The sequence below is a fragment of the Empedobacter sp. GD03861 genome (assembly GCF_029840885.1).
In the GTDB taxonomy this organism is placed as follows: Bacteria; Bacteroidota; Bacteroidia; order Flavobacteriales; family Weeksellaceae; genus Empedobacter; species Empedobacter falsenii_B.
On record NZ_JAOCDJ010000003.1, the window covers coordinates 138,609 to 161,886 of the forward strand.

22 protein-coding genes are annotated in these 23,278 nt (G+C 31.9%); 11 read left to right on the plus strand and 11 right to left on the minus strand.

The genetic code is table 11. The annotated features are described in order from the left end of the window. Positions 1 to 3 precede the first annotated feature (3 nt). The 5 genes from N5D03_RS02760 (at position 4) to rfbD (ending at position 5,390) form a co-directional block, all read left to right on the plus strand. Complete coding sequence (locus N5D03_RS02760) at positions 4 to 747, plus strand: isoprenyl transferase (RefSeq protein WP_280050903.1); 744 nt, start codon at positions 4 to 6, stop codon at positions 745 to 747. A 20-nt stretch (positions 748 to 767) separates the two neighbouring features. Beyond that, the gene (gene bamA, locus N5D03_RS02765) at positions 768 to 3,290 is read left to right on the plus strand and encodes an outer membrane protein assembly factor BamA (protein WP_280050887.1); all 2,523 of its coding nucleotides are present in this window, start codon (positions 768 to 770) and stop codon (positions 3,288 to 3,290) included. 61 nt (positions 3,291 to 3,351) lie between these two features. Next, positions 3,352 to 3,939, plus strand: a complete 588-nt coding sequence (locus N5D03_RS02770; RefSeq protein WP_180905650.1) for an OmpH family outer membrane protein — start codon at positions 3,352 to 3,354, stop codon at positions 3,937 to 3,939. Between the two features lie 26 nt (positions 3,940 to 3,965). Further along, a complete protein-coding gene (locus tag N5D03_RS02775; protein WP_280050888.1) occupies positions 3,966 to 4,481 on the plus strand; it encodes an OmpH family outer membrane protein in 516 nt (171 codons plus the stop codon). Between the two features lie 54 nt (positions 4,482 to 4,535). Further along, positions 4,536 to 5,390: a dTDP-4-dehydrorhamnose reductase gene (rfbD, locus tag N5D03_RS02780; RefSeq protein ID WP_280050889.1), complete on the plus strand. Its 855-nt coding sequence runs from the start codon at positions 4,536 to 4,538 to the stop codon at positions 5,388 to 5,390. A 68-nt stretch (positions 5,391 to 5,458) separates the two neighbouring features. Here rfbD and serS read toward each other — a convergent pair whose 3' ends face one another. From serS to N5D03_RS02805, 5 genes are all read right to left on the minus strand, one after another. Then, on the minus strand, positions 5,459 to 6,727 hold the full coding sequence (gene serS / locus N5D03_RS02785; RefSeq protein WP_038334750.1) for a serine--tRNA ligase: 1,269 nt from the start codon (positions 6,725 to 6,727) through the stop codon (positions 5,459 to 5,461). A 315-nt stretch (positions 6,728 to 7,042) separates the two neighbouring features. After that, entirely contained in the window at positions 7,043 to 7,306 is a 264-nt protein-coding gene (locus tag N5D03_RS02790) for a hypothetical protein (RefSeq protein WP_280050890.1), read from the minus strand. A gap of 20 nt (positions 7,307 to 7,326) precedes the next feature. Continuing rightward, a complete protein-coding gene (locus N5D03_RS02795; protein WP_280050891.1) occupies positions 7,327 to 8,451 on the minus strand; it encodes a DNA polymerase III subunit delta' in 1,125 nt (374 codons plus the stop codon). A gap of 18 nt (positions 8,452 to 8,469) precedes the next feature. Then, on the minus strand, positions 8,470 to 9,147 hold the full coding sequence (locus N5D03_RS02800; protein WP_038334770.1) for a copper homeostasis protein CutC: 678 nt from the start codon (positions 9,145 to 9,147) through the stop codon (positions 8,470 to 8,472). Continuing rightward, a complete protein-coding gene (locus tag N5D03_RS02805) occupies positions 9,144 to 10,145 on the minus strand; it encodes a N(4)-(beta-N-acetylglucosaminyl)-L-asparaginase (protein ID WP_125349213.1) in 1,002 nt (333 codons plus the stop codon). The genes N5D03_RS02800 and N5D03_RS02805 overlap by 4 nt, the downstream gene beginning before the upstream one ends. 89 nt (positions 10,146 to 10,234) lie before the next feature. Here N5D03_RS02805 and N5D03_RS02810 point away from each other — a divergent pair, with 89 nt between their 5' ends. From N5D03_RS02810 to N5D03_RS02825, 4 genes are read left to right on the plus strand one after another with little or no spacing between them, the layout of a single operon-like run. Beyond that, complete coding sequence (locus tag N5D03_RS02810; RefSeq protein ID WP_125349941.1) at positions 10,235 to 13,033, plus strand: GH92 family glycosyl hydrolase; 2,799 nt, start codon at positions 10,235 to 10,237, stop codon at positions 13,031 to 13,033. Beyond that, complete coding sequence (locus N5D03_RS02815; protein ID WP_125349940.1) at positions 13,033 to 13,626, plus strand: hypothetical protein; 594 nt, start codon at positions 13,033 to 13,035, stop codon at positions 13,624 to 13,626. The genes N5D03_RS02810 and N5D03_RS02815 overlap by 1 nt, the downstream gene beginning before the upstream one ends. Positions 13,627 to 13,675: 49 nt before the next feature. Next, on the plus strand, positions 13,676 to 14,092 hold the full coding sequence (locus tag N5D03_RS02820; protein ID WP_125349939.1) for a transcriptional repressor: 417 nt from the start codon (positions 13,676 to 13,678) through the stop codon (positions 14,090 to 14,092). Between the two features lie 58 nt (positions 14,093 to 14,150). Further along, the gene (locus N5D03_RS02825; RefSeq protein ID WP_280050892.1) at positions 14,151 to 16,085 is read left to right on the plus strand and encodes a heavy metal translocating P-type ATPase; all 1,935 of its coding nucleotides are present in this window, start codon (positions 14,151 to 14,153) and stop codon (positions 16,083 to 16,085) included. Positions 16,086 to 16,113: 28 nt separating this feature from the next. Here N5D03_RS02825 and N5D03_RS02830 read toward each other — a convergent pair whose 3' ends face one another. After that, the gene (locus N5D03_RS02830; protein ID WP_280050893.1) at positions 16,114 to 16,869 is read right to left on the minus strand and encodes a tyrosine-protein phosphatase; all 756 of its coding nucleotides are present in this window, start codon (positions 16,867 to 16,869) and stop codon (positions 16,114 to 16,116) included. A 176-nt stretch (positions 16,870 to 17,045) separates the two neighbouring features. Between N5D03_RS02830 and N5D03_RS02835 the strand changes: the two genes are divergently transcribed. Together N5D03_RS02835 and N5D03_RS02840 are read left to right on the plus strand one after the other, a co-directional pair. Continuing rightward, positions 17,046 to 17,888, plus strand: a complete 843-nt coding sequence (locus tag N5D03_RS02835) for a siderophore-interacting protein (RefSeq protein WP_125349936.1) — start codon at positions 17,046 to 17,048, stop codon at positions 17,886 to 17,888. Between the two features lie 84 nt (positions 17,889 to 17,972). Next, positions 17,973 to 18,695, plus strand: coding sequence for a GLPGLI family protein (locus tag N5D03_RS02840; RefSeq protein WP_125349935.1), 723 nt, complete (start codon positions 17,973 to 17,975; stop codon positions 18,693 to 18,695). A gap of 59 nt (positions 18,696 to 18,754) precedes the next feature. Here the strand turns inward: N5D03_RS02840 and meaB are convergent, their stop codons facing one another. From meaB to N5D03_RS02865, 5 genes are all read right to left on the minus strand, one after another. Continuing rightward, positions 18,755 to 19,732 (minus strand): methylmalonyl Co-A mutase-associated GTPase MeaB, encoded by a 978-nt coding sequence (gene meaB, locus N5D03_RS02845; protein WP_125349934.1) that lies wholly within the window; start codon positions 19,730 to 19,732, stop codon positions 18,755 to 18,757. A 169-nt stretch (positions 19,733 to 19,901) separates the two neighbouring features. Continuing rightward, on the minus strand, positions 19,902 to 20,516 hold the full coding sequence (locus N5D03_RS02850) for a helix-turn-helix domain-containing protein (protein ID WP_114998328.1): 615 nt from the start codon (positions 20,514 to 20,516) through the stop codon (positions 19,902 to 19,904). 127 nt (positions 20,517 to 20,643) lie between these two features. Further along, the gene (locus N5D03_RS02855) at positions 20,644 to 20,814 is read right to left on the minus strand and encodes a FeoB-associated Cys-rich membrane protein (protein ID WP_125349933.1); all 171 of its coding nucleotides are present in this window, start codon (positions 20,812 to 20,814) and stop codon (positions 20,644 to 20,646) included. A 4-nt stretch (positions 20,815 to 20,818) separates the two neighbouring features. Then, entirely contained in the window at positions 20,819 to 22,918 is a 2,100-nt protein-coding gene (feoB, locus tag N5D03_RS02860; protein WP_219034274.1) for a ferrous iron transport protein B, read from the minus strand. Continuing rightward, positions 22,918 to 23,157, minus strand: a complete 240-nt coding sequence (locus N5D03_RS02865) for a FeoA family protein (protein ID WP_114998322.1) — start codon at positions 23,155 to 23,157, stop codon at positions 22,918 to 22,920. Before N5D03_RS02865 ends, feoB begins: the two co-directional genes overlap by 1 nt. Between the last annotated feature and the right edge of the window lie 121 nt (positions 23,158 to 23,278).

Consider the following 23,278-nt stretch of genomic DNA (forward strand, 5'->3'; position numbering starts at 1 on the left):
GAAATTAGTTTAGTAGAACAAATAGATAAAAATAATATACCTAATCATGTTGCAATCATTATGGATGGTAACGGGAGATGGGCCAAGAATAATGGTAAAGAAAGAACTTTTGGTCACAAAAGTGCTTTGGGAGCTGTAAGATCTTCAATAAAAACTTGTCGCAAATTAGGTATACAACATCTTACACTTTACGCATTTTCAACTGAAAATTGGAACCGTCCAAAATTAGAAGTCAATGTTTTAATGACTTTGTTAAGTTCTGCAATAAAGGACGAAATAAATGAGTTACACAAAAATGGAATTCGTTTGAATGTCATTGGAGATCTATCAAAATTACCAAGAAAAGCATACAATGATTTGGAAAAAGCGATGGATAAAACAAAGGACAATACAAGTTGTGTTTTGACATTAGCATTAAGTTATGGTTCGAAAGAAGAACTATTACAAGCGATGAAGTCTATTGCACAAAAATATAAAGACGGAGAAATATCCGACAATGATTTTAATGAAGAATTAGTTCATCAAAACTTATATACACACGATTTACCTATGGTAGATCTTATGATTAGAACAAGTGGCGAAACCAGAATTAGTAATTTCTTGTTGTGGCAAATTGCTTACGCAGAATTATATTTTACAGAGGTTTTGTGGCCTGATTTTAACGAGGAAGAATTTTATAAAGCAATTTTAAATTACCAAAATCGAGAACGTAGATTTGGTAAGATAAGCGAGCAACTAACGAACTAATCGAACTGAAATAGAGGATTATGAAGAAAATTTTTTGGACAATGTGTATGCTTGGAGCTTACATGGCACAAGCGCAAGTCGTAGATTCTACGAAAACCATTGATTCAACACAACAAGATAATTTTGTCTTAGATTATACCAATGCACGAACTTTCAAATTGAAAGATATCGTTGTAACAGGTGACTCTAAATATTCTAAGAATCAAATTATCCGTTATGCAGGTTTTGCTATCGGTGAAGAGATAGAATTACCAGGTACGAAGGTAAATAATGCTGTAAAAAAATTATGGAGATCTAATATTTTCTCTGACATCGACTTGTATGTAGATAAAATAGAAGGTAACGAAGTTACATTAGAGCTTGCCTTGGTTTCAGTTCCTAGTTTAGGAGAAATTAAGATTAATGGTGTGAAAAAATCGCAACGCGAAGATTTAATCAAACAAAATAAATTAAATCCAGGTGTTAAGATTACACAAAGTTTAATCAATACGACAAATAATAAAATTAAAGATTATTATACTGGAAAAGGTTATCCTAACACAACAATTAATGTAGAACGTCAGCCAATTGTTGGTAAAGAAGACGAAGAAAACATTACATTAAATGTGAATCGTGGAGAGCGTGTAAAGATTAAGAAAATCATTTTCGAAGGAAATGAAAACTTAACTGCTGCTCGTTTACGTAAAAAAGGGATGAAAAATACCAAACAGAAATCTATCAATATCTTCAAGTCATCTAAAATGATTCCTGAAAAATTCCAGGAAGATTTAAAAACATTGGTTGAAGAATACAAATCTGTTGGTTTTAGAGATGCTAAAGTTGAGTCATACAATATCGAAAAAGTTGATGATAAAAACTTATTGGTAAAAATTAAGGTTAACGAAGGAAAACCATATTTCTTAGGAGATGTAACGTTTTCTGGAAACTCAATTTATACTTCTGAGCAGTTGCAACGAATTTTTGGATATAAAACCGGAGATCGTTATGATGCTGTCGGAATCAATAAAAAGATTTCGGGATCAGAAAAAGATGATGATATTTCAACGTTATACATGGACAGAGGGTATTTATTTGCACGTGCTATTCCTGTTGAAAAAAGTGTGAAAAATGATACGATTGACCTGGAAATCAAAATTTTTGAAGGAACTCAAGCTACACTTAACAAAGTAACGATTAATGGGAATACAGAAGCACACGATCATATTTTATATCGTGAGTTAAGAACTAAACCAGGAGATTTATTCTCTAAATCGGACATTAAACGTACGATGATGGAGTTAGCTTCTTTAGGATATTTAGAGCCAACGCAAATTGTTCCAGACATTCAACCAAATCAAGATAATAATACAGTTGATGTAGAGTGGAAAGTTGCGCCAAAATCATCTTCTCAAGTAGAATTACAAGGAGGATATGGTGCAGGTACTTTCATTGGTACATTAGGATTAACTTTCGGGAATTTCTCATTGAAGAATTTTTTCAATAAAAAAGCTTGGAAACCGATTCCAATGGGAGATGGACAACAATTATCATTAAGAGCACAAGCTGGTAACGGATATAAAAATTATAGTTTATCATTTGTTGAACCTTGGATTGGAGGAAAACGCCCTACAGCTTTATCAACATCTTTTTATTATTCACAATACGATTACTTCGATAATTATGGAATAAAATCGAAATTGGATATCTTAGGAGCATCAGTTGGTTTAACAAAGTTATTAACTTGGCCAGATGATTATTTCCGTTTATCAAACTCAATTTCTTATCAGTTATATAACTTCGATAATTATGCGATGACTGTTGGTAATTTGAACTATGAGAATGGTTCGTCAAACAACTTGAACTATACATTAGGTTTAACACGTAATTCAGCTGGGCCAGATCCTATTTTCCCACAATCAGGATCAGAAATTAGTTTATCGTTTACGACAACATTTCCTTATTCAGTTTTTAATAACAAAGACTATACAAACATGTCTGACGTAGAAAAATTCAAATGGTTAGAGTATTATAAATTCAAAGCTAAAGCATATTTCTACAAAGAATTAACAGGTAAATTAGTTTTAAAAGCTGGTGGAGAATTTGGTGTTTTAGGAACATATAACCGTAAAATTGGAACAATTCCTTTCGAGCGTTTTTACTTAGGAGGAACAGGTCTTACACAAAATCGTTTCGATGGACGTGAGATTATTTCATTAAGAGGTTACGAAGATGCTACAAATTCTGGTGGATTAACAGGGGATATTACGCCAGAAGGAGGTGGAACAATTTATAATAAGTATTCGTTAGAATTACGTTATCCAATCACAATGAGCCAAACAGCCAAAATTTATGCATTAACTTTTGCAGAAGGAGGTAACGTTTGGAACAATACAAGTGAATTTAAACCGTTTGAATTAAAACGTTCTGCAGGAGCAGGTGTTCGTATTTATATGCCAGCATTTGGTTTGTTAGGATTTGATTTCGGATACGGATTTGATAAAGGATTTGGACAAACAGAACGCTCTGGATGGCAAACTCACTTTATTATTGGACAACAATTCTAATAAATTGATTAAATTTGCTTAGAACGTTTTGGCATAATTTTAGAATTAACACATCACAAATATGAAAAAATGGATTAGCTTTATAGCGTTGTTCTTTGGATTAGCAAGTTTCTCTTTTGCGCAAAGATTTTGTTACGTAGACAGCCAGTATATTTTAGAAAATTTACCTGAATATACTTCGTCTCAAAGCAAATTAAAATCTCAAACAGAATCTTGGCAAAAAGAAATTGAGCAAAAACAAGAAAATTTAGCTAAATTACAAGCCGAATTCGAAGCCGAAAAGATTTTATTAACGGCAGAACAGGTGAAAGAGCAAGAGAAAAAGCTAGCGGATGAAGTGGCAGCTGTAAGAATTTTGCAAGACAAGCGTTATGGACCAAATGGTGATTTAGTGAATCTGAGAAGATCAATGGTAAAACCTTTACAAGATCAAATTTATAATGCGACAAAAGAAGTTGCTGATAAAAGAGGATATGGTTTTGTATTTGATAAAGGAAGTGATTTAATCATGATTTATACAGATCCAAAGTTTGACATAAGTAGAGAAGTATTAATGACTTTAAGACCAGAGTTGAAACCAAATAATTCAAAAACATCAACTTCTGGAAATAATAAAACTAGTAATAGTAGCAATAAAACAAGAAAATAAATTTTAAAAAACAAATTAGACTAGAAATGAAACAAATTAGATTGATAGCAGTATTTACAATGATGGTTTTCGGAAGCGTTTTATCTTTCGCTCAAGAAATTGCACATATTGATACGCAAGCAGTAATTGAATCAATGCCAGCTTACAAAAAAGCAGAGGCTGATTTACAAGCATTAGGTAAAAAACACGAAGATGCTATCGCAAAATTACAAGCAGACTATAAAACTTTTATGGAAACTGCTCAAAAAGATTTAGCTGGTAAATCTCAAGAAGAGGCTCAAAAATTAATTGCAGCGAACAAATACCAAGAGAAAGAGCAAGAAATGCAAAAGAATTACGAAACGTATGCAAAAGCTGCTCAAGATGAAATGCAAGCAAAAGAGAAAGCTTTAATGGATCCAATCGAGAAAAGAGTAATGGATGCAATTAATGCTGCTGCTGCAAAAAAAGGAGTTAAATATGTTTTACCTGCAGGTGTTTTAGTTTACAAAGCTGGAGGATACGACTTATTAAATGACGTTATAAAAGAATTAGGATTATAATTTTAAGATATTAATAATACCTTCAAGCCACTATTTTAGTGGCTTTTTTTATATATGAAAAGAATTTTAGTTACCGGAGCGAATGGTCAGTTAGGTCAATCGATTTTAGAGCAATCAAAAAACTACAAGGAAATTGAATGTTTTTTTGTCACTCGAAATGAATTAGATATTACGAATGAAGAATTAATTAATCATTATTTCGAAGATAAATCATTCGATTTTGTTGTCAATTGTGCAGCTTATACAGCGGTTGATAAAGCTGAAGATGATCAAGAGAATGCTTATTTAGTAAACGCAAAAGCAACAGAATTTTTAGCAAAAATCACGAATCAAAAAGGAATTCCTTTTATTCACGTTTCGACAGATTATGTATTTGATGGAACTGAAGCTCAACCTCGTCTAGAAACAGATCAAACAAATCCTATAGGGGTGTATGGTCAAACAAAATTAGATGGCGAAAATTTAGCATTAGAAAACAATTCTAAAACGATTATTTTACGCACAGCTTGGGTTTATTCTCGATTTGGAAATAATTTCGTTAAAACGATGCTTAGGTTGTTTAATGACAAAGATTCGATCTCTGTTGTAGCAGATCAAATTGGTTCGCCAACAAATGCAATTGATTTGGCTGATGTAATCTTAACGATTATTTTGAAAGATGATTTAACCTATGGAATTTTTAATTATTCGAATGAAGGAAAATGTTCTTGGTTTGAATTTGCGCAAAAAATTAAAGAATTGTCTAATTCAACAATCGAAATTAATCCTGTTCCAACTTCAGCTTATCCGACAAAAGCGAAACGTCCTGCGTATAGTTTATTGGATAAATCGAAAATAAAAGAAGTGTATCAACTTGATATTCCGACTTGGGAAGATAGTTTGAAAGAAGAATTGAAACACCTGATTTAGTTTCAATTTTAATAACATAAAAAAGCTCGAGAAATTCTCGAGCTTTTATTTATCTGACAGATTATTGATTAATCTAAAATCTCAAAACGAGTATAAGGTTGCAACGCTTTCGGAATTTTTACTGTTCCATCAGCTTGTTGGTGATTCTCTAAAATTGAGGCTAAAATACGTGGTAAAGCCAAAGCAGAACCATTTAAACTATGTGCTAATTGAGTTCCGTTTTCATCTTTGTAACGTAATTTCAAACGATTCGCTTGGAAAGTCTCAAAATTAGATACAGATGAAACTTCTAACCATTTTTCTTGCGCTTCAGAGAAAACTTCAAAATCGTATGTAATTGCAGATGTAAATCCTGTATCACCACCACAAAGTCTTAAAATACGGTATGGTAATTCTAAATCTTCTAAAATTCCTTTTACGTGCTCAATCATTCCGTCTAAAGCAGCGTAAGAATTTTCTGGTTTTTCGATACGTACAATCTCAACTTTCTCAAATTGGTGTAAACGATTTAATCCTCTAACATCTTTTCCATAAGAACCCGCTTCACGACGGAAACATGGTGAATATGCAGTCAACGTAATTGGTAAATCTTCTGCTTTTACAATTGTATCACGGTAAATATTCGTCACAGGAACTTCCGCAGTAGGAATCAAGTACAAATCATCTTCTCCAATATAATACATTTGTCCTTCTTTGTCTGGTAACTGTCCAGTTCCATAACCAGAAGCCTCATTCACAACGAAGGGAGGAACAATTTCTGTATAGCCAGCATCAGAATTTTTATCTAAGAAAAATTGTGTTAAAGCACGTTGCAAACGAGCACCTTTTCCTTTGTAAACAGGGAAACCAGCTCCGGTAATTTTAACACCTAATTCAAAATCAATGATGTTAAATTTCTTAGCAACTTCCCAGTGTGGCAAATTGTTTGGTTTTGCAGTTGCATCTCCGTGTTCAAAAACGATTTCATTATCATCAGCATCTTTTCCTGCTTTTACGATTTCGTTCGGAATATTCGGGATTTGATACAAAATATCTTTAACGGATGTTTCGTAAGACGATAATAAATCTTGTAACTCTTTTGATTGAGTTTTTAAATCAACCGTTTTGTTTTTTAATTCATTAGCCTCTTCCGATCTTCCATCTTTAAACAAATTACCAATTTCTTTTGCTAATTTGTTGGATTCAGCTAATACATTATCTAATTCAAATTGTGTTTTACGACGAAGTTCATCCACATTTAAAACTTCATCAACAAGATCTAATTGTTTGAAGTTACGTTTTTTTAGTCCTTCAATTACACGATCTTTGTTTTCTTGAATGTAAGAAACTACTAGCATACTTTTATTAAATTTATACAAATGTATAAATAATTAATTTTTTAGAATAAAGATTAAATGATTTAGGATCAAAAATTAATCAAAATCAATTAATTTTTAAATTTAACTGTCTTCATTAGATAAATAATTAACACAATGTTTTTTACAAAAAATATTCAAAAATTGTAAAACTATTTATAATTGATTAAAAATCAATTTTTTAAATTTTATTTATTGAGAATTGATTAATACAATTATATTACATTGATTTTACATGCTGTTGTTTACGTTTCGAAATACATTTGTCAAAGAAAATTAATCGAAAATTATTAATAATTAAAACAATAAAACAATGAAAAAATTTTTCGCAGTAGTTGCAGTAGCAGCTTTATCTTTAGGAGCAGTATCTTGTGGTGAGAAAAAAGCAGAAGAAGCACCAGCTAACGTTGATTCAGCAGCAGCAGTAGTTGATTCAGCAGCAGCAGTAGTTGACTCAGCAGCAGCAGTAGTTGACTCAGCAGCAGCTAAAGTTGATTCAGCAGCAACTGAAGCTCCAGCAAAATAATTTGAAATAACATTCAGATCATATAAAGAAACCACTTATTAGATAAGTGGTTTTTTTATGCTTTTTTGCGATGTAAATAGCGCGTTAACTTGATTGATAAATCTAAAAGTATAATTTTAGAATTACCATTTCGTTCGATATGATACGACGCTTCATTAATTTCATTTAAAATATCTTCGATATTTGCTCCATGTATAAAAGGCGCAAAACCTTGCCATTTAAAACCTCCTGCATTAATTTGCAAGAAAACTAAATCATCAGATTGATACGTTTTTAATAAAGCTTGACGAAAAATCTCGGAACAATAATTTAAAAAATCTTTTTGTTCACTTCTCGACCAACTTGCAATTTGATTCGACCAATCAATCAAATCTTTTAAAACGGTTGGAGTTTTGGCTGCCATAAAGGCTTTTCGAACCCAAGTCACAAAATACTTATCGAATAAATGTTCGTCATCATTCAATTGATGCAACGCTTCTCGTACATTTCCTTGCGATAGAAAAGCAATATGTTGCGCTTTTTCTGGATTAATATTTTTCTTCTCAATTAGATAATCCTTTATATCCGATTGCGATAAACGAGGAATTTTAACCAATTGACAACGAGAAGTAATAGTTTGTAGAATCAAATCTTCACGTTCTGTTACCAATAAAAAAAGTGTTTTTTGAGGCGGTTCTTCAATTATTTTCAACAATTTATTTGCAGCTGCAGTAGTCATTTCCTCAGCTTGCCAAATAATCATGATTTTATAGCCTCCTTCGTAACTGTTTAACGCTAATGTTTTGACGATTTCATCCGCTTCATCAACAGGAATAACGCCTTGTTTTTTCTCAATTCCAAGATGAGACATCCAATCCGTTAAATTTCCATAGACATTTTCGTCTACAAAAGTTCGCCAATCGTTTAATAAATACTTAGCAAGTGGCTTTTTTACACTTTCTGTTGCTGAATAAGGAAAAGAAAAATGTAAATCGGGATGTTGTAATTTATCAACTTTCAGATTGCATTGTTCGTTATTCAAATCACACAAAACCTCACGTGCATAAGCAATTGCCAAAGCCAAAGTTCCCGAACCTTCTGGACCAGAAAAAAGCTGAGCATGACTTATACGACCATCTTTTATAGATTGTTGAAGCTTGTTTTTAATCTCCTGTTGTCCAATTATATTTTCCCAAAGCATAGTCCAAAGTTACTATTTTTATTTTTCAGAATTTATCATACTTTTTAATCGATTGATTTCTTCTAAATTAGCAATTCCAGAATCGTCAATCATCGCTGATGAATGAAAGTAAGTAGCGTTTGTATATGAATCAATTTCTTTAATATTTGTTGAGCGCAAACCACCTCCTGGCATAATTGTAATCTTATTTTCTGCTTTTTTAACAAGGTTTTTTAATTCATGTTTTCCATCATCAACATTACTATCTAAACCAGAAGTTAAAATAGTTTTGAATCCTAAATCAATCACGATTTGAAGTGAATTTTCGGCATCAGAAGTTCTGTCAAAAGCGCGATGAAAAGTACAAGGAAAAGGTTTTGCAAGTTCAATTAATTCATGATTTCGTTCAGAATCGATTTTATTATCTTCATTCAAAATTCCAAAAACAAAACCATTAATTCTAAAATTTTTAATCATGATAATTTCAGATTTCATTTGTTCAAATTCTTCATCAGAATAACAAAAATCTCCACCACGAGGACGAATCATCACCATGATTTCTTTGTCTGTTTCTTTTCTTAATGTTTTGATATCTTCAAAGTCTGGTGTAATTCCACCTGTTGAAGCATCGGCGCATAACTCGATTCGATCTGCATTTGATTTTGCTGCAACTAAAGCTGATTCTAAGTTGAAGCAAGCAATTTCTAATTTTTTCATTTTGTAATAGATTTTCCGTCAATTAAACGATTTCCATTTTCATCATAAACCGCAAAGTTAAAGCCTGGATGAATACAATATGAACCATATTCGCCTTGTTTGTTGATTGCAATAAAACCAACTTGAATCGCCGATAAATCTTTTTTACGCGATTTTGTTAATTTAATGATTCGATGAACAGCCTCCTTACATGCATTTTCTGGCGAATAACCTTGACGCATCAACTCCACAACCAAATGACTTCCCGCAATACGAATCACTTCTTCACCATGACCAGTAGCGGTTGCTGCACCAATTTCGTTATCAACATATAAACCTGCGCCGATAATTGGTGAATCACCAACACGTCCGTGCATTTTGTACGCCATTCCGCTCGTAGTACAAGCTCCAGAAAGATTTCCATAGGAATCTAAGGCAATCATTCCAATTGTATCATGATTTTCGATATTGATAGGCATCTGATAATTAGTATCTTTCAACCATTCTTTCCACTCTTTTTCGGAAACATCAGTTAATAAATTCTCTTTTTTAAATCCTTTTTCCAACGCAAATTGAAGTGCCCCATTTCCAACTAACATCACGTGTGGTGTATCTTCCATTACCTTTCGCGCAACAGAAATTGGATGTTTGATATACTCTAAACTAGCAACAGAACCAATATTTGCTTGATCGTCCATAATACATGCATCTAAAGTTACTTTTCCATCGCGATCAGGACGTCCACCATAACCAACACTTCGTTCATTTGGATCAGCTTCGACCAATTTTACGCCTTGCTCTACAGCATCTAAAGCTGTTCCATTTTTACCTAAAACTTTCCAAGCTTCGGCATTAGCTTCAATTCCAAAACGCCAAGTAGAAAGAACAATTGGTTTATTGATTTTTGTTGAAGTAGTTGATCTTTTAGATGTAGTTTGCGCATTAAGATCAAGTTTTGTTGTACCTAAAAGTAAGCCTAAAGCTCCAAGATTTTTTATGAAATTTCTTCTATTACTCATGTGTTAATCGATTTCTAAATTGTGTTAAAACAAATATAATCCATATTATTGTATAACAGAATTTCTGTCAATCAAAACACTAAAAACTAATGAGATCAACTTTACTATCATTTATTCTGATGATGTTTTCATCATTAATTTTTGCTCAGAAAAATAATTATGCACAATATGTTAATCCGTTTATTGGAACAGGTGGACATGGACATACATTTCCTGGAGCGACTTTACCATTCGGAATGGTTCAACTTTCTCCAGATACTCGAATTGATGGAAGTTGGGATGGTTGTGGTGGTTATCATTATTCAGATGATTTTATTTATGGTTTTTCACATACACATCTAAATGGAACTGGAGTTTCTGATTATGGTGACATTATGTTGATGCCAACGCTTAATCAGAAAGGATTTATTCAAGCTGATTATGGTTCTAAATTTTCGCATAAAAATGAAAAAGCTACAGCAGGATATTATCAAGTTTTGTTAGATAAATATAATGTCAATGTCCGATTAACAACGACAACTCGCGTTGGTTTGCATGAGTATACTTTTAATAAAGCAGGTGATGCAAAGATCATTTTAGATCTTAATCATCGTGATAAATTAGTTGATGGAGAAGTGAAAATTGTAGACGCTAAAACACTTTATGTTTACAGAAATTCGGAAGAGTGGGCGAAGAATCAAAAGATTTTTGCCAAAATAGAATTTAATGTTCCGATGAAATTAACTGCTTCAAAAGACGGAAATATTACATCTAAAACATTCAAAGGAAATGAAATTGCCTTGGCTTTTGGTAAAAAGGTAAAGAAAGGTGAGAAGATTATGGTAAAAGTGACCTTATCTACAACTGGATATAATGGAACGGATGTTAATAGCAAAGAATTAACAACTTTTGATTTTTCTAAAACGAAAGCCGCTGCTGAAAAAGCTTGGGACAAAGAATTATCGAAGATTGAAGTGAAATCTTCAGATAAGAATAAACTAACTATTTTTTATACAGCGATGTATCACACGATGATGCAACCAAATATTTCGCAAGATTTGAATGGAAATTATCGTGGAATGGACGATCAAATTCATTTGGCAAATAACTTCGATTATTATTCGGTTTTCTCGCTTTGGGATACTTTTCGTGCGGCGCATCCTTTGTATACGTTGATTGAGAAGAGAAGAACGATTGATTTTATTAACACATTTATCAAGCATTACGAACAAGGTGGACGTTTACCTGTTTGGGAATTAGCAAGTAACGAAACCTATTGTATGATTGGTTATCACTCGGTTTCTGTGATTGCTGATGCAATGGTAAAAGGTTTCAAAGGCTTTGATTATGAGAAAGCTTATGAAGCAGCAAAACATTCGGCAATGTTAGATCATTTGGGATTGAAAGCTTACAAACAAAACGGATTTATTTCGATTGACGATGAACATGAATCAGTTTCTAAAACATTAGAATATGCGTACGATGATTGGTGTATTGCGCAAATGGCATTGATTTTAAATAAACACGACGATTATAATTACTTTATCGAACGTTCTCAATATTGGAAGAATTTATTCAATCATGAGACAAAATTTATTCAGCCAAAGAAAAATGGAGGTTGGCTAAAACCTTTTGATCCGCGTGAAGTAAACAATAATTACACAGAGGCGAATGGTTGTCAATACACGTTTTTTGCACCGCAAGATATTAATGGAATGATTGATTTTTATGGTGGAAAAGATGGTTTTGATGCAAAATTAGATGAATTATTTAATGCACCATCAGAAACAACAGGTCGGGAGCAAGTGGATGTTACGGGACTTATCGGGCAATATGCGCAAGGAAATGAGCCGAGTCATCACGTGGCTTTTTTGTACAATTACATTGATAAGCCAAAAAAAACAAAAGAATTGGTTCATAAAATTTTGAATGAACATTACAAAAACTCGCCAGATGGATTGATTGGAAATGAAGATTGTGGGCAGATGAGCGCGTGGTACGTTTTGGCTTCGATGGGAATTTATAGCGTTACGCCAGGTTCGGGAATGTGGACGACTGTTGAGCCGTATTTTGATGAAATCACGATTAATCTAGAAGATGGAACGAAGCGTATAATCACGAAAAATAATTACAAAGAAAATCAATTTTTAGGATTTGAATTCTTGAAAGATAGAGAGGTTAAACCTATTTCTGAAAGTGAAAAAATTGTAACGGTTCCAGTTTTGATTGCTGAAGACAGATCATTTCAAAATAAAATGAATGTTGAAGTAAAATCTTCTGAACCAAATGCGAAAATTTATGTTTCTGTGAATGGTAAAAAAGCTGAAATCTATAAAAAACCAATTTCAATCAAAGAAACAACTACAATTTCTTCTTTTGTGGAAGTGAATGGAAAGAAAAGTAAAACAATTTCTGGAACATTTACTAAGAAACCAAATGATTATACAATTCAGTTGAATTCTACCTACACACCGCAATATCATGCAGGTGGACCGCAAGGTTTATTGGACGGAATTGTTGGTGATAGCAATTGGAAAAAAGGGGATTGGCAAGGATATTATGATCAAAATTTTGATGCAATTGTTGACATGAAAAAAGCGAAATCCGTTTCTTCGGTTGTCATGAATTTCTTACAAGATTCTCGTTCTTGGATTGTCTTACCTACAAAATTAGAAGTCTATACATCGAAAGATAATCAGAATTTTAAATTGGTTGGAATGTTAGAAAAACAAGTTGATGCATTTGATAATAACGTGTTTTCTGATTCATGGAAAGTTCAGTTCAAAGAAGAAAAAGCACGTTATATCAAGGTAAAAGCGACAAATTATGGTGCATTTCCAAAAGGTCATTTAGCAGAACCTTTTCAAGGAAAGTCGTATATTTTTGTAGATGAAATAACAGTGAAATAGTGAATAAAAAGTTAATTGTTTTTAATTTAATCGTTATTGGATTAATACTTTTATTTCCAATAATAAATTTTTGTTGGATACATAGTTCTTCAAATTATACTTTTTGGGATATTTATTATCAAACCGAATATCATGAAATTATTTACATTCTTATTGGAATAATTATTTTCTCAAGTTTAATTAGTTTGTTTAAATACAGTAAGTTGATTAATGTTAATTTAGTTTTAACTTCAGTTTTTTTAATGATTATAATTGGAGTATTTATAAATGACATAATTAAATTAAAAAAGGAAGAAAAAGAATACATAGAAAGAGCAAAAGAAGATATTAAAAATGATAAAATTATTTTTCTTCATTCAGGAGGATTTCCTTTACCAGAATTTAGTTCTGAAACCTATGCTAAAATTGACAGTATTCACAATAAATATGGAGTAGATTATATAAATATTGGAGTTTTAGATTTTAAACATGATAAATTAGAACTAAAATATGAAGAAACTGTAAAGCCTTATCTTGAAAAACGTAATGGTAAAGATTGGAAGAAACGAATGCAAAAAGAATTAGATGCAATAAAAAGGGAAAAACTTTATTAACTAAACTTTAGTTAACTTTTTCGTAACTTTATATTCGAAATCGAAGAAAATGCAAACAGAAATTTTAAACAAAACATTACAAAATCGTTCTATCAATCCGACTGCGATGCGATTGTTGGTCTTGGATAAACTGATGAATGCAGAAGTTGCGTTGAGTTTGGCTGATCTAGAAATAGAAATGGATCAGGCAGATCGTGTAACAATTTATCGAACCTTAAAAACGTTTGAAGAAAATAAATTAATTCATTCAATCGAGGACGGAACGGGTTCTATAAAATATGCGCTTTGTGAGTCGAGTTGCAAATGTACGCCCGAATTTACGCATGCTCATTTTCATTGTAACAATTGTAATCAGACGTTTTGTTTGAGAAATATTCATTTGCCAGAAATCAATCTACCCAAAAATTTCGAAGTCGAACAATCTTCATTTATTCTGAAAGGAGTATGTGATCAATGTAAATCCTAAACTTTGCAACCAGATTGCAGCAATAACTTTATAATTTTGAAATATAAATTTTTGAATTATGTCTAAAGCTTGTTGTAGTACGTCAAATGACGAACATAAAGATACTCATGATCACAATCACGAAGGTCATGACCACGAACACAATAATAGTAAAATTTTATTAGGTGCCAGTTTAGCTATTTTCTTTGCTGGGATTTTTGTTCAATATGTTTTAAAACCAACTTGGTTTGTTGATAATCAAACTATTCGTTTGATATGGTTTGGCATTTCTTATATTATAGTAGCATTTCCTGTTTGGGGAGAAGCCTTTAAATTAGCTAAAAAGCTAGATTTTTTCAATGAATTTTCGTTGATGGGAATTGCAACTTTAGGTGCTTTCATTATTGGAGAATATCCAGAAGGTGTAGCGGTAATGTTGTTTTATACTATTGGCGAAATGTTTCAGGAAGCTGCGGTTAATAAGGCAAAAGGAAATATCAAAGCCTTGTTAGATGTTCGCCCAGATACAGCGCATGTTTTACGCAATGGTAATTTCGAAACAATAAAACCGCAAGATGTGGTAATTGGAGAAACAATTCAGGTAAAAGTTGGGGAAAAAGTTCCGTTAGATGGAATTATGATTTCAGATAAAGGAAGTTTTAATACTGCTGCTTTGACGGGAGAAAGTAAGCCTTCAATTTATAAAACTGGAGAAACTGTTTTGGCAGGAATGTTAAATCTTGAAAATGTAATCGAAATTCAAACGACTAAAAAATTTGAAGATAGTTCGATAGCAAAAATCTTACAAATGGTTCAAGATGCGGCTTCTCGCAAAGCACCAACTGAATTATTTATCCGAAAATTTGCAAAAATATATACACCAATCGTTTTCTTTTTGGCTGCAGCTTTGGTAATTATTCCTTACTTTTTTGTTGACAATTATGATTTTCATGATTGGTTGTACAGAGGTTTAGTTTTCTTGGTTGTTTCTTGTCCTTGTGCGTTGGTTATTTCGGTTCCGTTGGGTTATTTTGGTGGAATTGGAGCGGCTTCTCGTAACGGAATTTTAGTAAAAGGTTCTAACTTTTTAGATTTAATGGCAAAAGTAAACACGGTTGTGATGGATAAAACAGGAACAATGACGGAAGGTGTTTTCGAAGTGCAAAAAATTGAAACGAATCTCCCTGAAAATGATTTTTTAAATCTTGTTTCGGCTTTAGAAAAGCAATCTACACATCCAATTGCGAAAGCGATTGTGGCAAGTCATCCATCAGAATTGAAAGCAATAGAGGTGGAAGAAATTTCTGGAAAAGGCTTGAAAGGAAAAGTTGATGGAAAAACGGTTTTAGCTGGAAATACTAAATTATTAGATCATTTCTCGATTCAATATCCACAAGAAATTCATGATATTGTAGAAAGCATTGTGGTGGTTGCGGTTGATGATAAATATGCTGGATATATTACGATTGCCGATAAAATCAAGGAAGATGCGCAACAAGCAATTCAGAAAATGAAGGCTTTGGGTGTTTCGAAAACGATTATGTTGAGTGGTGATAAAAATACCATTACGCAAAAAGTTGCGAAAGAAGTTGGCGTTGATGAAGCTTTTGGTGGATTGTTACCAGAAGGAAAAGTAGAGAAAGTTGAAGCATTGAAAAAAGATCAAAATCAAGTGGTGGCTTTTGTTGGAGATGGAATCAATGATGCACCTGTTTTAGCTCTTTCTGATGTTGGAATTGCGATGGGTGGACTTGGTAGTGATGCTGCGATAGAAACTGCAGATGTTGTAATCCAAACCGATCAACCTTCTAAAATAGCAACGGCGATAAAAATTGGTCGTGAAACAAAAAAGATTGTGATACAGAATATCATTTTAGCAATGGGCGTTAAAATAATCGTGCTTTTCCTTGGTGCAGAAGGAATCGCCAATATGTGGGAAGCTGTTTTTGCTGATGTTGGGGTTGCTTTATTAGCAATTTTGAATGCGGTACGAATTCAACGAATGAAATTTTAGATAAAAAATAAAGCGATCAATTGATCGCTTATTTTTTTATGTATAAATCTTTCATCAAATCTAAATCAACCTTTAAAATATCAGTTAAATAATTTTCGACTGAACCAAAATTCTTATTAATCGCTTCATAAGAGCTTTCCAAATATTCAGGTAAAACATCAATTAGATATTTATAATTCGGATCGATCTTTAAGATGTGTGCATATTTTTGTTCCAAAAAGATATTAGAAGCCAAGTAATCATCCATAATTGTATCTAAATCGACTTTCAAAGCAGATAAAATCATTGCTGTTGCAAATCCAGTTCGATCTTTTCCTGCAGTACAATGAAATAAAATTGGCGTTCTATTTTTATGTTGAATAATATCAAAAAAGCTTTTGTATTGCGTTTGACACGTCTTATCTAAAACAAAATCCTCGTAGATTTTACACATAAATTCTTTTGGATTTGAAATTCCAGCTTTGAATTGTTTCACTAAATTTTCGAAATGTCCAGAAGAAATATCCAAATGAACTTCGTGATTACAACTATTTGGAATGCGATCTTGATTTTTTAAACGTTCGTAAGTCGTGCGTAAATCAATAATTGTTCGAATTGGAAAATCGTTTAAAATCTCCAAATCATCATCTGTCAAATTTGCTAAATCATCAGATCGAATTAACAATCCTTTTCTAATGACTTCATTTTTTGTGTTAATTATTCCACCTAAATCTCTGCAATTAAATCCGCCTTCAAGTGGAAGAGTTCTTTGTCCGAGCGAGATTTCGCATAAAGTATTTTCCATTTTCTGTTCGTTTTTTAGGTTATTTTTAATATGTAAAAGTTAAGGTTAATTATTTAGTTATCATATTAAAATCGTATTAAAAAAAGTATAACTTTTTACTTTAACATTTTATTATTCTTATTCAATCTAAATTTACTTTATATTCGCATAGAATTAGAATAAATCTAAATAATCTGATGGGAGATAAAGTGAAAATTGCGAAGGAGAAGTTCATCTTAAAAAAGAAAGAATTTGTGACACCACATCTTATTCGCGTTCATTTGGAAAATGATGATGTATCTTTTTTTAAGGATACAACGTTGGGCGGAACATGTAAATTACTTTTTCCACCGCTTGGGATCCGTGATATTCACTATGCTGAGTATGATGAAGAGAATCAAAAATGGATTTCGCCATCAGAAAAATTTAAACCAGTTTCTCGTACCTATACGTTGCGCGATATTGATGCAAAAAACAATGTGATTGTGATTGATATTGCAAATCATGGATTGAATGGTCCAGGATCGCGTTGGGCAAATGAGGCGAAAGTTGGAGATATGATTGGAGTTTCGATGAAGTCGAAAAAAAAAGATTTGGCTCCAAAAACAGATTTCATTTTCTTGGCTGCAGATTTAACAGGCTTGCCTGTAATTTCAGCAATTATAGAGTCGCTTCCTGCTAAAACAAACGGAATTGTTTGTGTGGAAGTCCCAACAGAAGATGATATTCACCAAATTGAAACGAAAGCAAATTTAGAATTTAAATGGATTGTGAATCAAAATGTAGGAAGCGGAATAGCTTTATATAGTTTGACAAAAAATCAGAAATTTCCGAAACGCAAAGACGGAAAACGATTTGCTTATGTTGCGGGGGAATCTAAATCTGTAAAGGAAATAAAATCATTTTTTAAAGATGATTTAGAATGGAAAAAAGACGAATTTTATTGTACATCGCATTGGAAAGCAGGAAAAGCAGAGAAAAATGCATTAGAAAATTGTCACGATAAAATAGAACAAGAATTGTTGGTAAGAGTTTTCTAAAAACAAGAGGGATATTTAATCAAAAAGCTTTATCAGAAATGGTGAAGCTTTTTTTGTTATCTTTAAATTTCTAATTGCATTAAAATGAAGTATATCTTATTGTTGTTGTTTTCAGTTTCAGTTTTTGGTCAAGAAAAATTTAAAGTAGAATATGAAAGACGGAATTTTATTAATTTGAATGATCCGAATCCAGAATCGAAAAGATTAAGAGAGGAAATGTTTTCGAAACCAAAATATATTGCTCTTTCTGTCGATGCAAATCAATGTCTTTCACAAGAAATAGAACGAATTGATAATTCGCAAGGACCAAAATATTCGATGAAAGTTTTAGGTGGTTTTAAAGATTTGGAAAGCTTTTATGATTTCGATACGAATTCAAAAATAATCATGAGAGAAATGGATTCCAAATTGTATAATATCTCTGATTCCATTGCAACTTATAAATGGAGTATTACGCGAGAATCCAAAAAAATAAAAGGTTATGATGTACGAAAAGCAGTAGCTGTTGACGCTAATTTCAACATAGAAGCGTGGTATGTTCCTTCGATAAAATCAAAATGTGGACCAGATGAATACAATGGTTTGCCAGGATTATTATTAGAACTGAAGAAAACTTCTTTGAAAGATGAAAATCAGTATACAACTTATAAGTTAGAATCAATTTCGATTGACGATAAGCTGAAACTACAAAAACCAACGAAAGGAAAAGTAATTTCGACACCAGAATTTGATAAAATTGAGAAAGAATATTATCAAAAAATACAAGAAAATATCAACAAAAAAACAGGAGTTGATAAAGATGATTAACAAAAAAACGGCTCAATTTTGAGCCGTTTTTTTGTTATTTTGATTCAATAATCGTAAACTTACTTATTAAGAAATTCATCAATTTCAGTGTGGTTATTCAACCAATCTTTTGCCATTTCGAATGCAGATAAATTTTTGCTTAATTCTAGTGGGTGTTCCTTAAGTAATTTTAAAAATTGTTGATTAATCAAATCAATTGTGTAGCGTTCCGCTTGATTAAGCTGTTGTTTTTCTCGGTTTGATGCGTAATAATTATTTTCATTAATAAAATTGAAATAATCATTGACCAATTCCCAAAGTTCAGGAATTCCTTTTCCGATTAATCCAGAACCGATAATTGATTTTCTTTTCCATTGAGAAGATTTGGTTGGTAAAAATTGCAATGAACGAACAATATCCAATTTTGCATCTTTCACTAATTTTTCTTGAAACGAATCTGATTTATTGACAAAAATTAAATCAGCCATTTCCATAATTCCTCGTTTTATTCCTTGTAAATCATCTCCAGAACCCGGAAGTTGAAGAAATAAGAAGAGATCTGAAATTTCATTTACTAAGGTTTCAGATTGTCCAACACCGACAGTTTCAATCAAAATATTTTCAAACCCTGCTGCTTCGCATAATAAAATTGCTTCATATGTACGTGAGGTAACACCACCTAAAGAACCGTTAGAAGCGCTTGGACGTATATAAGCATTCTCTTCTCGCGATAAGTCCTCCATGCGTGTTTTGTCGCCTAAAATACTTCCTTTTGAAAGGGAACTACTTGGATCAATTGCTAAAATCGCTACTTTTTCACCTTTACTTAGAATATATTTCCCCAAAGATTCGATAAAAGTACTTTTACCAACACCGGGAATTCCTGTAATGGCAATTCTTTTTGAAGTTTTGGAAACAGGTAATAAACTAATGATATGTTGCGCTAATTTCAAATCGTCTAAACGATTGCTTTCGGCTAGTGTAATAGCTCTTGATAAGGCAAAACGATCGCCTTCTTTTATTTTTTGAGCAAGTATTTCGGGGTCAATTTTTCGCATAAGACACAATCTTAGATTAAAGATAAAGTCTTAATTAAGAATAAAAAAATACAATCGAAATTTGTGAATGTATTTTATATAGCTCTTGCATTGATTGGTATAAAAAATAAAACAAATATAATTGTTTATATATTTTAAATTCAATTATATAAACTTCATTAATTCGTAATTATGAATTTTTTTGTTCCTCTTTAATTCTTTTTATAAAAGCAGAAGGAGATTCATTCATGATTTGAGTAAAAGTTGTTGTAAAAGTACTATGAGAAGCAAATCCGCAATCACTTGCTAAATAGCTTACTTTCGTGTTAATGTATTTCGGCTCATTTTGAAGTCGATTGACGATATAATTTACTCTCAATTCATTCAAATAAGAATTAAATTGCTTTTGACGATGAGTTTTAATGATTTCAGAAAGATATTTTGTATTCGTTTCAAATTGTTTTGATAATGAAGCAAGGTTAATATCTTTCTTAGTAAAGCCTTTATTCTTCTCAAATAACTCTAATTTTCGAAGTAAGTCATTCTCGGTTTTAGATGAAATGCTAAGGTTATTCGTTGGTTTTTCTTCAATCATAACCTCTGTTGGTGGAGTTGGAGAAATGATTTTATTTGTAACCTCTTCTTTGATTGGTTCAGAAGGAATTTCTTTAATCTCTTTTACAGAACTTATTTCTTCGACAGAAATCTCAGTTGATTGTTTAGTTTTTTTGGAAACAAAGTAAATAATTAATCCTAAGATAATTATCGCTGAAATTAATAATAAAATGATTAACCAAGTTTCCATTTTTTGTAAAATTTATATTCCGAATTAATAAAATAAAACCAATTGATAATCATTAAAATAATTGATTTTCAATGATTATACTATTTGTAAAAATACTCCGAAATTTTGAAATAAAAAAGGCTAACTTTTAAGAGTTAGCCTTTTTTTGAAATTCATCTTTGCTTGGAGAACAACCACAGCCTTTTGAGCATCCGCCTCCTTTTGAGCTAAATGAGTTTCTAATTAATTTTACAACATACCAAACTGCAAATCCGAAAAGGAAAGCGATAAAAATATATTGTATCCAAATATTGTCCATACTATTATTTTAAAAAATGATATGCAATAAATGCAACTACATATGCCAAACCTGTCATAAACCCTGTCTGAATCAATGTCCATTTCCAAGAATTTGTTTCGCGTTTTACGATCGCAATTGTACTCATACATTGCATTGCGAATGCATAAAATAACAACAACGAAACTCCTGTAGCAAGGTTATATGCTGGTTCTCCTGTGTTTTGGTTAATCTCATTTTTCATACGATGAAGTAAACGATCTTTTTGACCATTGTCCTCTACATCAACTTCTCCTAAACTGTAAACCGTTGACATTGTTCCGACAAAAACTTCACGCGCAGCGAATGACGAAATCAAACCAATTCCCATCTTCCAATCGTATCCTAATGGCTCTACAACTGGCTCTATAACTGACCCTAATCTACCCAAATAAGAATGTTCTAATTTATAAGAAGCAATTTCATTTGCTAAATCTTCTTCATTCATTTTTGGATGATGAGCAGTTACAATTTCTTCTGCATTTCTGAATTGTTCTCCAGGTCCGAAAGTTCCTAAAACCCAAAGAATAATCGAAATTGCAAATATGATTTTACCCGCATCAACTAAAAATCCTAACGTTTTTTCCCAAACATTAATTCCAACATTTTTCCAATCAGGAAGTTTGTATGTTGGCATTTCTAAAATTAGGTAACTTTTATGTTTTGCTTTAATGATTAAATTCAATAAAATAGCACTTCCCAATGCGCCTAAAACACCTAAAATGTACATCACAAATAACGCCAAAGCTTGGTAACTTAATCCAAAAATATGTTCGTCGGGAATTACTAAAGCAATTAAAACGATGTAAATTGGTAAACGAGCCGAACACGTCATAAAAGGCGTTACAAGTATCGTTAATAGACGCTCTTTGTCATTTTCGATATTACGTGCAGACATGATTGCAGGAACGGCACAGGCAACTCCAGAAATTAATGGAACAACACTTTTTCCGCTTAATCCAAATGGTTTTAACCATCTGTCCATTAAATAAACCACGCGGCTCATGTAGCCCGTTTCTTCCATTATTGAAATGAATAAAAACAAAATGGCAATTTGCGGAACGAAAACGGCAATCCCTTCTATACCTGGGATTATTGCACCTCCAATGATTTCGTTGATAGGTCCTTCAGGTATTAAACTAATTGCTTTTTCGTCAATCCAACCAAATAAATCTTCGACCATTGTCATTAATGGTGCAGACCACGCATAAACAGCTTGAAAGATTAATAATAAAATTCCTAAAAAGATGATGTATCCAAAAACTGGATGAATCAATGTTTTATCAATTTTATCGGTTAAGGTTTCATTTCCGTCAAAATTATACGAAATAATATCGTTTAATTTTTCCTCTAAAATTTTATTTCGATCTAAGGCTTCTTTGACTTGTAATCGTTTCGAAACAATAGAATTTTCTTTTTTAATTGTATCTAATTTACTTAGATTTTCTTTCGATTCGAACGGAACTTCTTTCTGTGAAAGATATTGCCAAGCTAAATAATCAGATTTAAGATTAAATTCATTCTTGATTTTTTCTACAATAGAAAGATACTCTTTCGGAATTTCGTAATGACGATTATATGGAGTTGCGTCTTTTGTAAAAGCTTCTACTAATTCATCAATTCCTTCGCTTGTACGCGCGTTTGTTAAGTATATTTTTGTTTGAAGAAAATCTTCTAACTTTTTCAAATCAATATTAAGTCCCTTGCTTTTGATTTCATCTTTCATATTGATGACAAAAATTGCAGGAACGTCTAAATCTCGAACTTGTTGATACAACAAAATCGATCGTTTTAGATTAGATGGCTCACCAATAACAACTGCTAAATTTGGGTAATGACTATTGGTTTTGTCTCCTAAAGTTTTGAATACAATTTCTTCATCCAAAGAACTTGGATAAATTGTATACGTTCCGGGAAAATCTGTAATTTGGAATTTATTTCCATTTCGTTCTATTTTACCTTCGCGCTTTTCTACCGTCACACCAGGATAATTCCCAACTTTTTGACGAAGATTTGTTAATTTATTAAATAACGAAGTTTTACCAACATTTGGGTTACCAATTAAGGCAATTTTATAATGATTCATTATTTTTTTGTTATCAAAATTTTATCGGCTTCGTTTCTTCTTAAAGCTAAAACAGACTTGTTAGAGATGATACTGATGCAAATAGGACCACCAAACGGAGCCTTATTTTTTACCAATAAACTTGTTCCAGGAATAAAGCCCATTTCATAAAACTTTGCAGGAATATCTTCGGTACTAAACCCTGTTACAACTGCTTGTTCGCCAATTTTTAAATCTTTTAAAGAATAATTTTCAATCATTTCTACCAATCTATCTATGAATTATCTCAAAGGCAAAGATACTTATTTTTAATTAATCCAAATAGAAGATATGTCATAGTTTTTTTATCTTTCTAATTAAATTTCAATGAATTCAAGTATC

Bases quoted from the DNA above. Each gene is read 5' to 3' on its own strand.
- bamA (WP_280050887.1), top strand. From the start codon at position 768: ATGAAGAAAATTTTTTGGACAATGTGTATGCTTGGAGCTTACATGGCA.
- N5D03_RS02770 (WP_180905650.1), top strand. From the start codon at position 3,352: ATGAAAAAATGGATTAGCTTTATAGCGTTGTTCTTTGGATTAGCAAGT.
- N5D03_RS02775 (WP_280050888.1), top strand. From the start codon at position 3,966: ATGAAACAAATTAGATTGATAGCAGTATTTACAATGATGGTTTTCGGA.
- rfbD (WP_280050889.1), top strand. From the start codon at position 4,536: ATGAAAAGAATTTTAGTTACCGGAGCGAATGGTCAGTTAGGTCAATCG.
- serS (WP_038334750.1), bottom strand. From the start codon at position 6,727: ATGCTAGTAGTTTCTTACATTCAAGAAAACAAAGATCGTGTAATTGAA.
- N5D03_RS02795 (WP_280050891.1), bottom strand. From the start codon at position 8,451: ATGCTTTGGGAAAATATAATTGGACAACAGGAGATTAAAAACAAGCTT.
- N5D03_RS02800 (WP_038334770.1), bottom strand. From the start codon at position 9,147: ATGAAAAAATTAGAAATTGCTTGCTTCAACTTAGAATCAGCTTTAGTT.
- N5D03_RS02805 (WP_125349213.1), bottom strand. From the start codon at position 10,145: ATGAGTAATAGAAGAAATTTCATAAAAAATCTTGGAGCTTTAGGCTTA.
- N5D03_RS02810 (WP_125349941.1), top strand. From the start codon at position 10,235: ATGAGATCAACTTTACTATCATTTATTCTGATGATGTTTTCATCATTA.
- N5D03_RS02820 (WP_125349939.1), top strand. From the start codon at position 13,676: ATGCAAACAGAAATTTTAAACAAAACATTACAAAATCGTTCTATCAAT.
- N5D03_RS02825 (WP_280050892.1), top strand. From the start codon at position 14,151: ATGTCTAAAGCTTGTTGTAGTACGTCAAATGACGAACATAAAGATACT.
- N5D03_RS02830 (WP_280050893.1), bottom strand. From the start codon at position 16,869: ATGGAAAATACTTTATGCGAAATCTCGCTCGGACAAAGAACTCTTCCA.
- N5D03_RS02835 (WP_125349936.1), top strand. From the start codon at position 17,046: ATGGGAGATAAAGTGAAAATTGCGAAGGAGAAGTTCATCTTAAAAAAG.
- N5D03_RS02840 (WP_125349935.1), top strand. From the start codon at position 17,973: ATGAAGTATATCTTATTGTTGTTGTTTTCAGTTTCAGTTTTTGGTCAA.
- meaB (WP_125349934.1), bottom strand. From the start codon at position 19,732: ATGCGAAAAATTGACCCCGAAATACTTGCTCAAAAAATAAAAGAAGGC.
- N5D03_RS02850 (WP_114998328.1), bottom strand. From the start codon at position 20,516: ATGGAAACTTGGTTAATCATTTTATTATTAATTTCAGCGATAATTATC.
- N5D03_RS02855 (WP_125349933.1), bottom strand. From the start codon at position 20,814: ATGGACAATATTTGGATACAATATATTTTTATCGCTTTCCTTTTCGGA.
- feoB (WP_219034274.1), bottom strand. From the start codon at position 22,918: ATGAATCATTATAAAATTGCCTTAATTGGTAACCCAAATGTTGGTAAA.
- N5D03_RS02865 (WP_114998322.1), bottom strand. From the start codon at position 23,157: ATGATTGAAAATTATTCTTTAAAAGATTTAAAAATTGGCGAACAAGCA.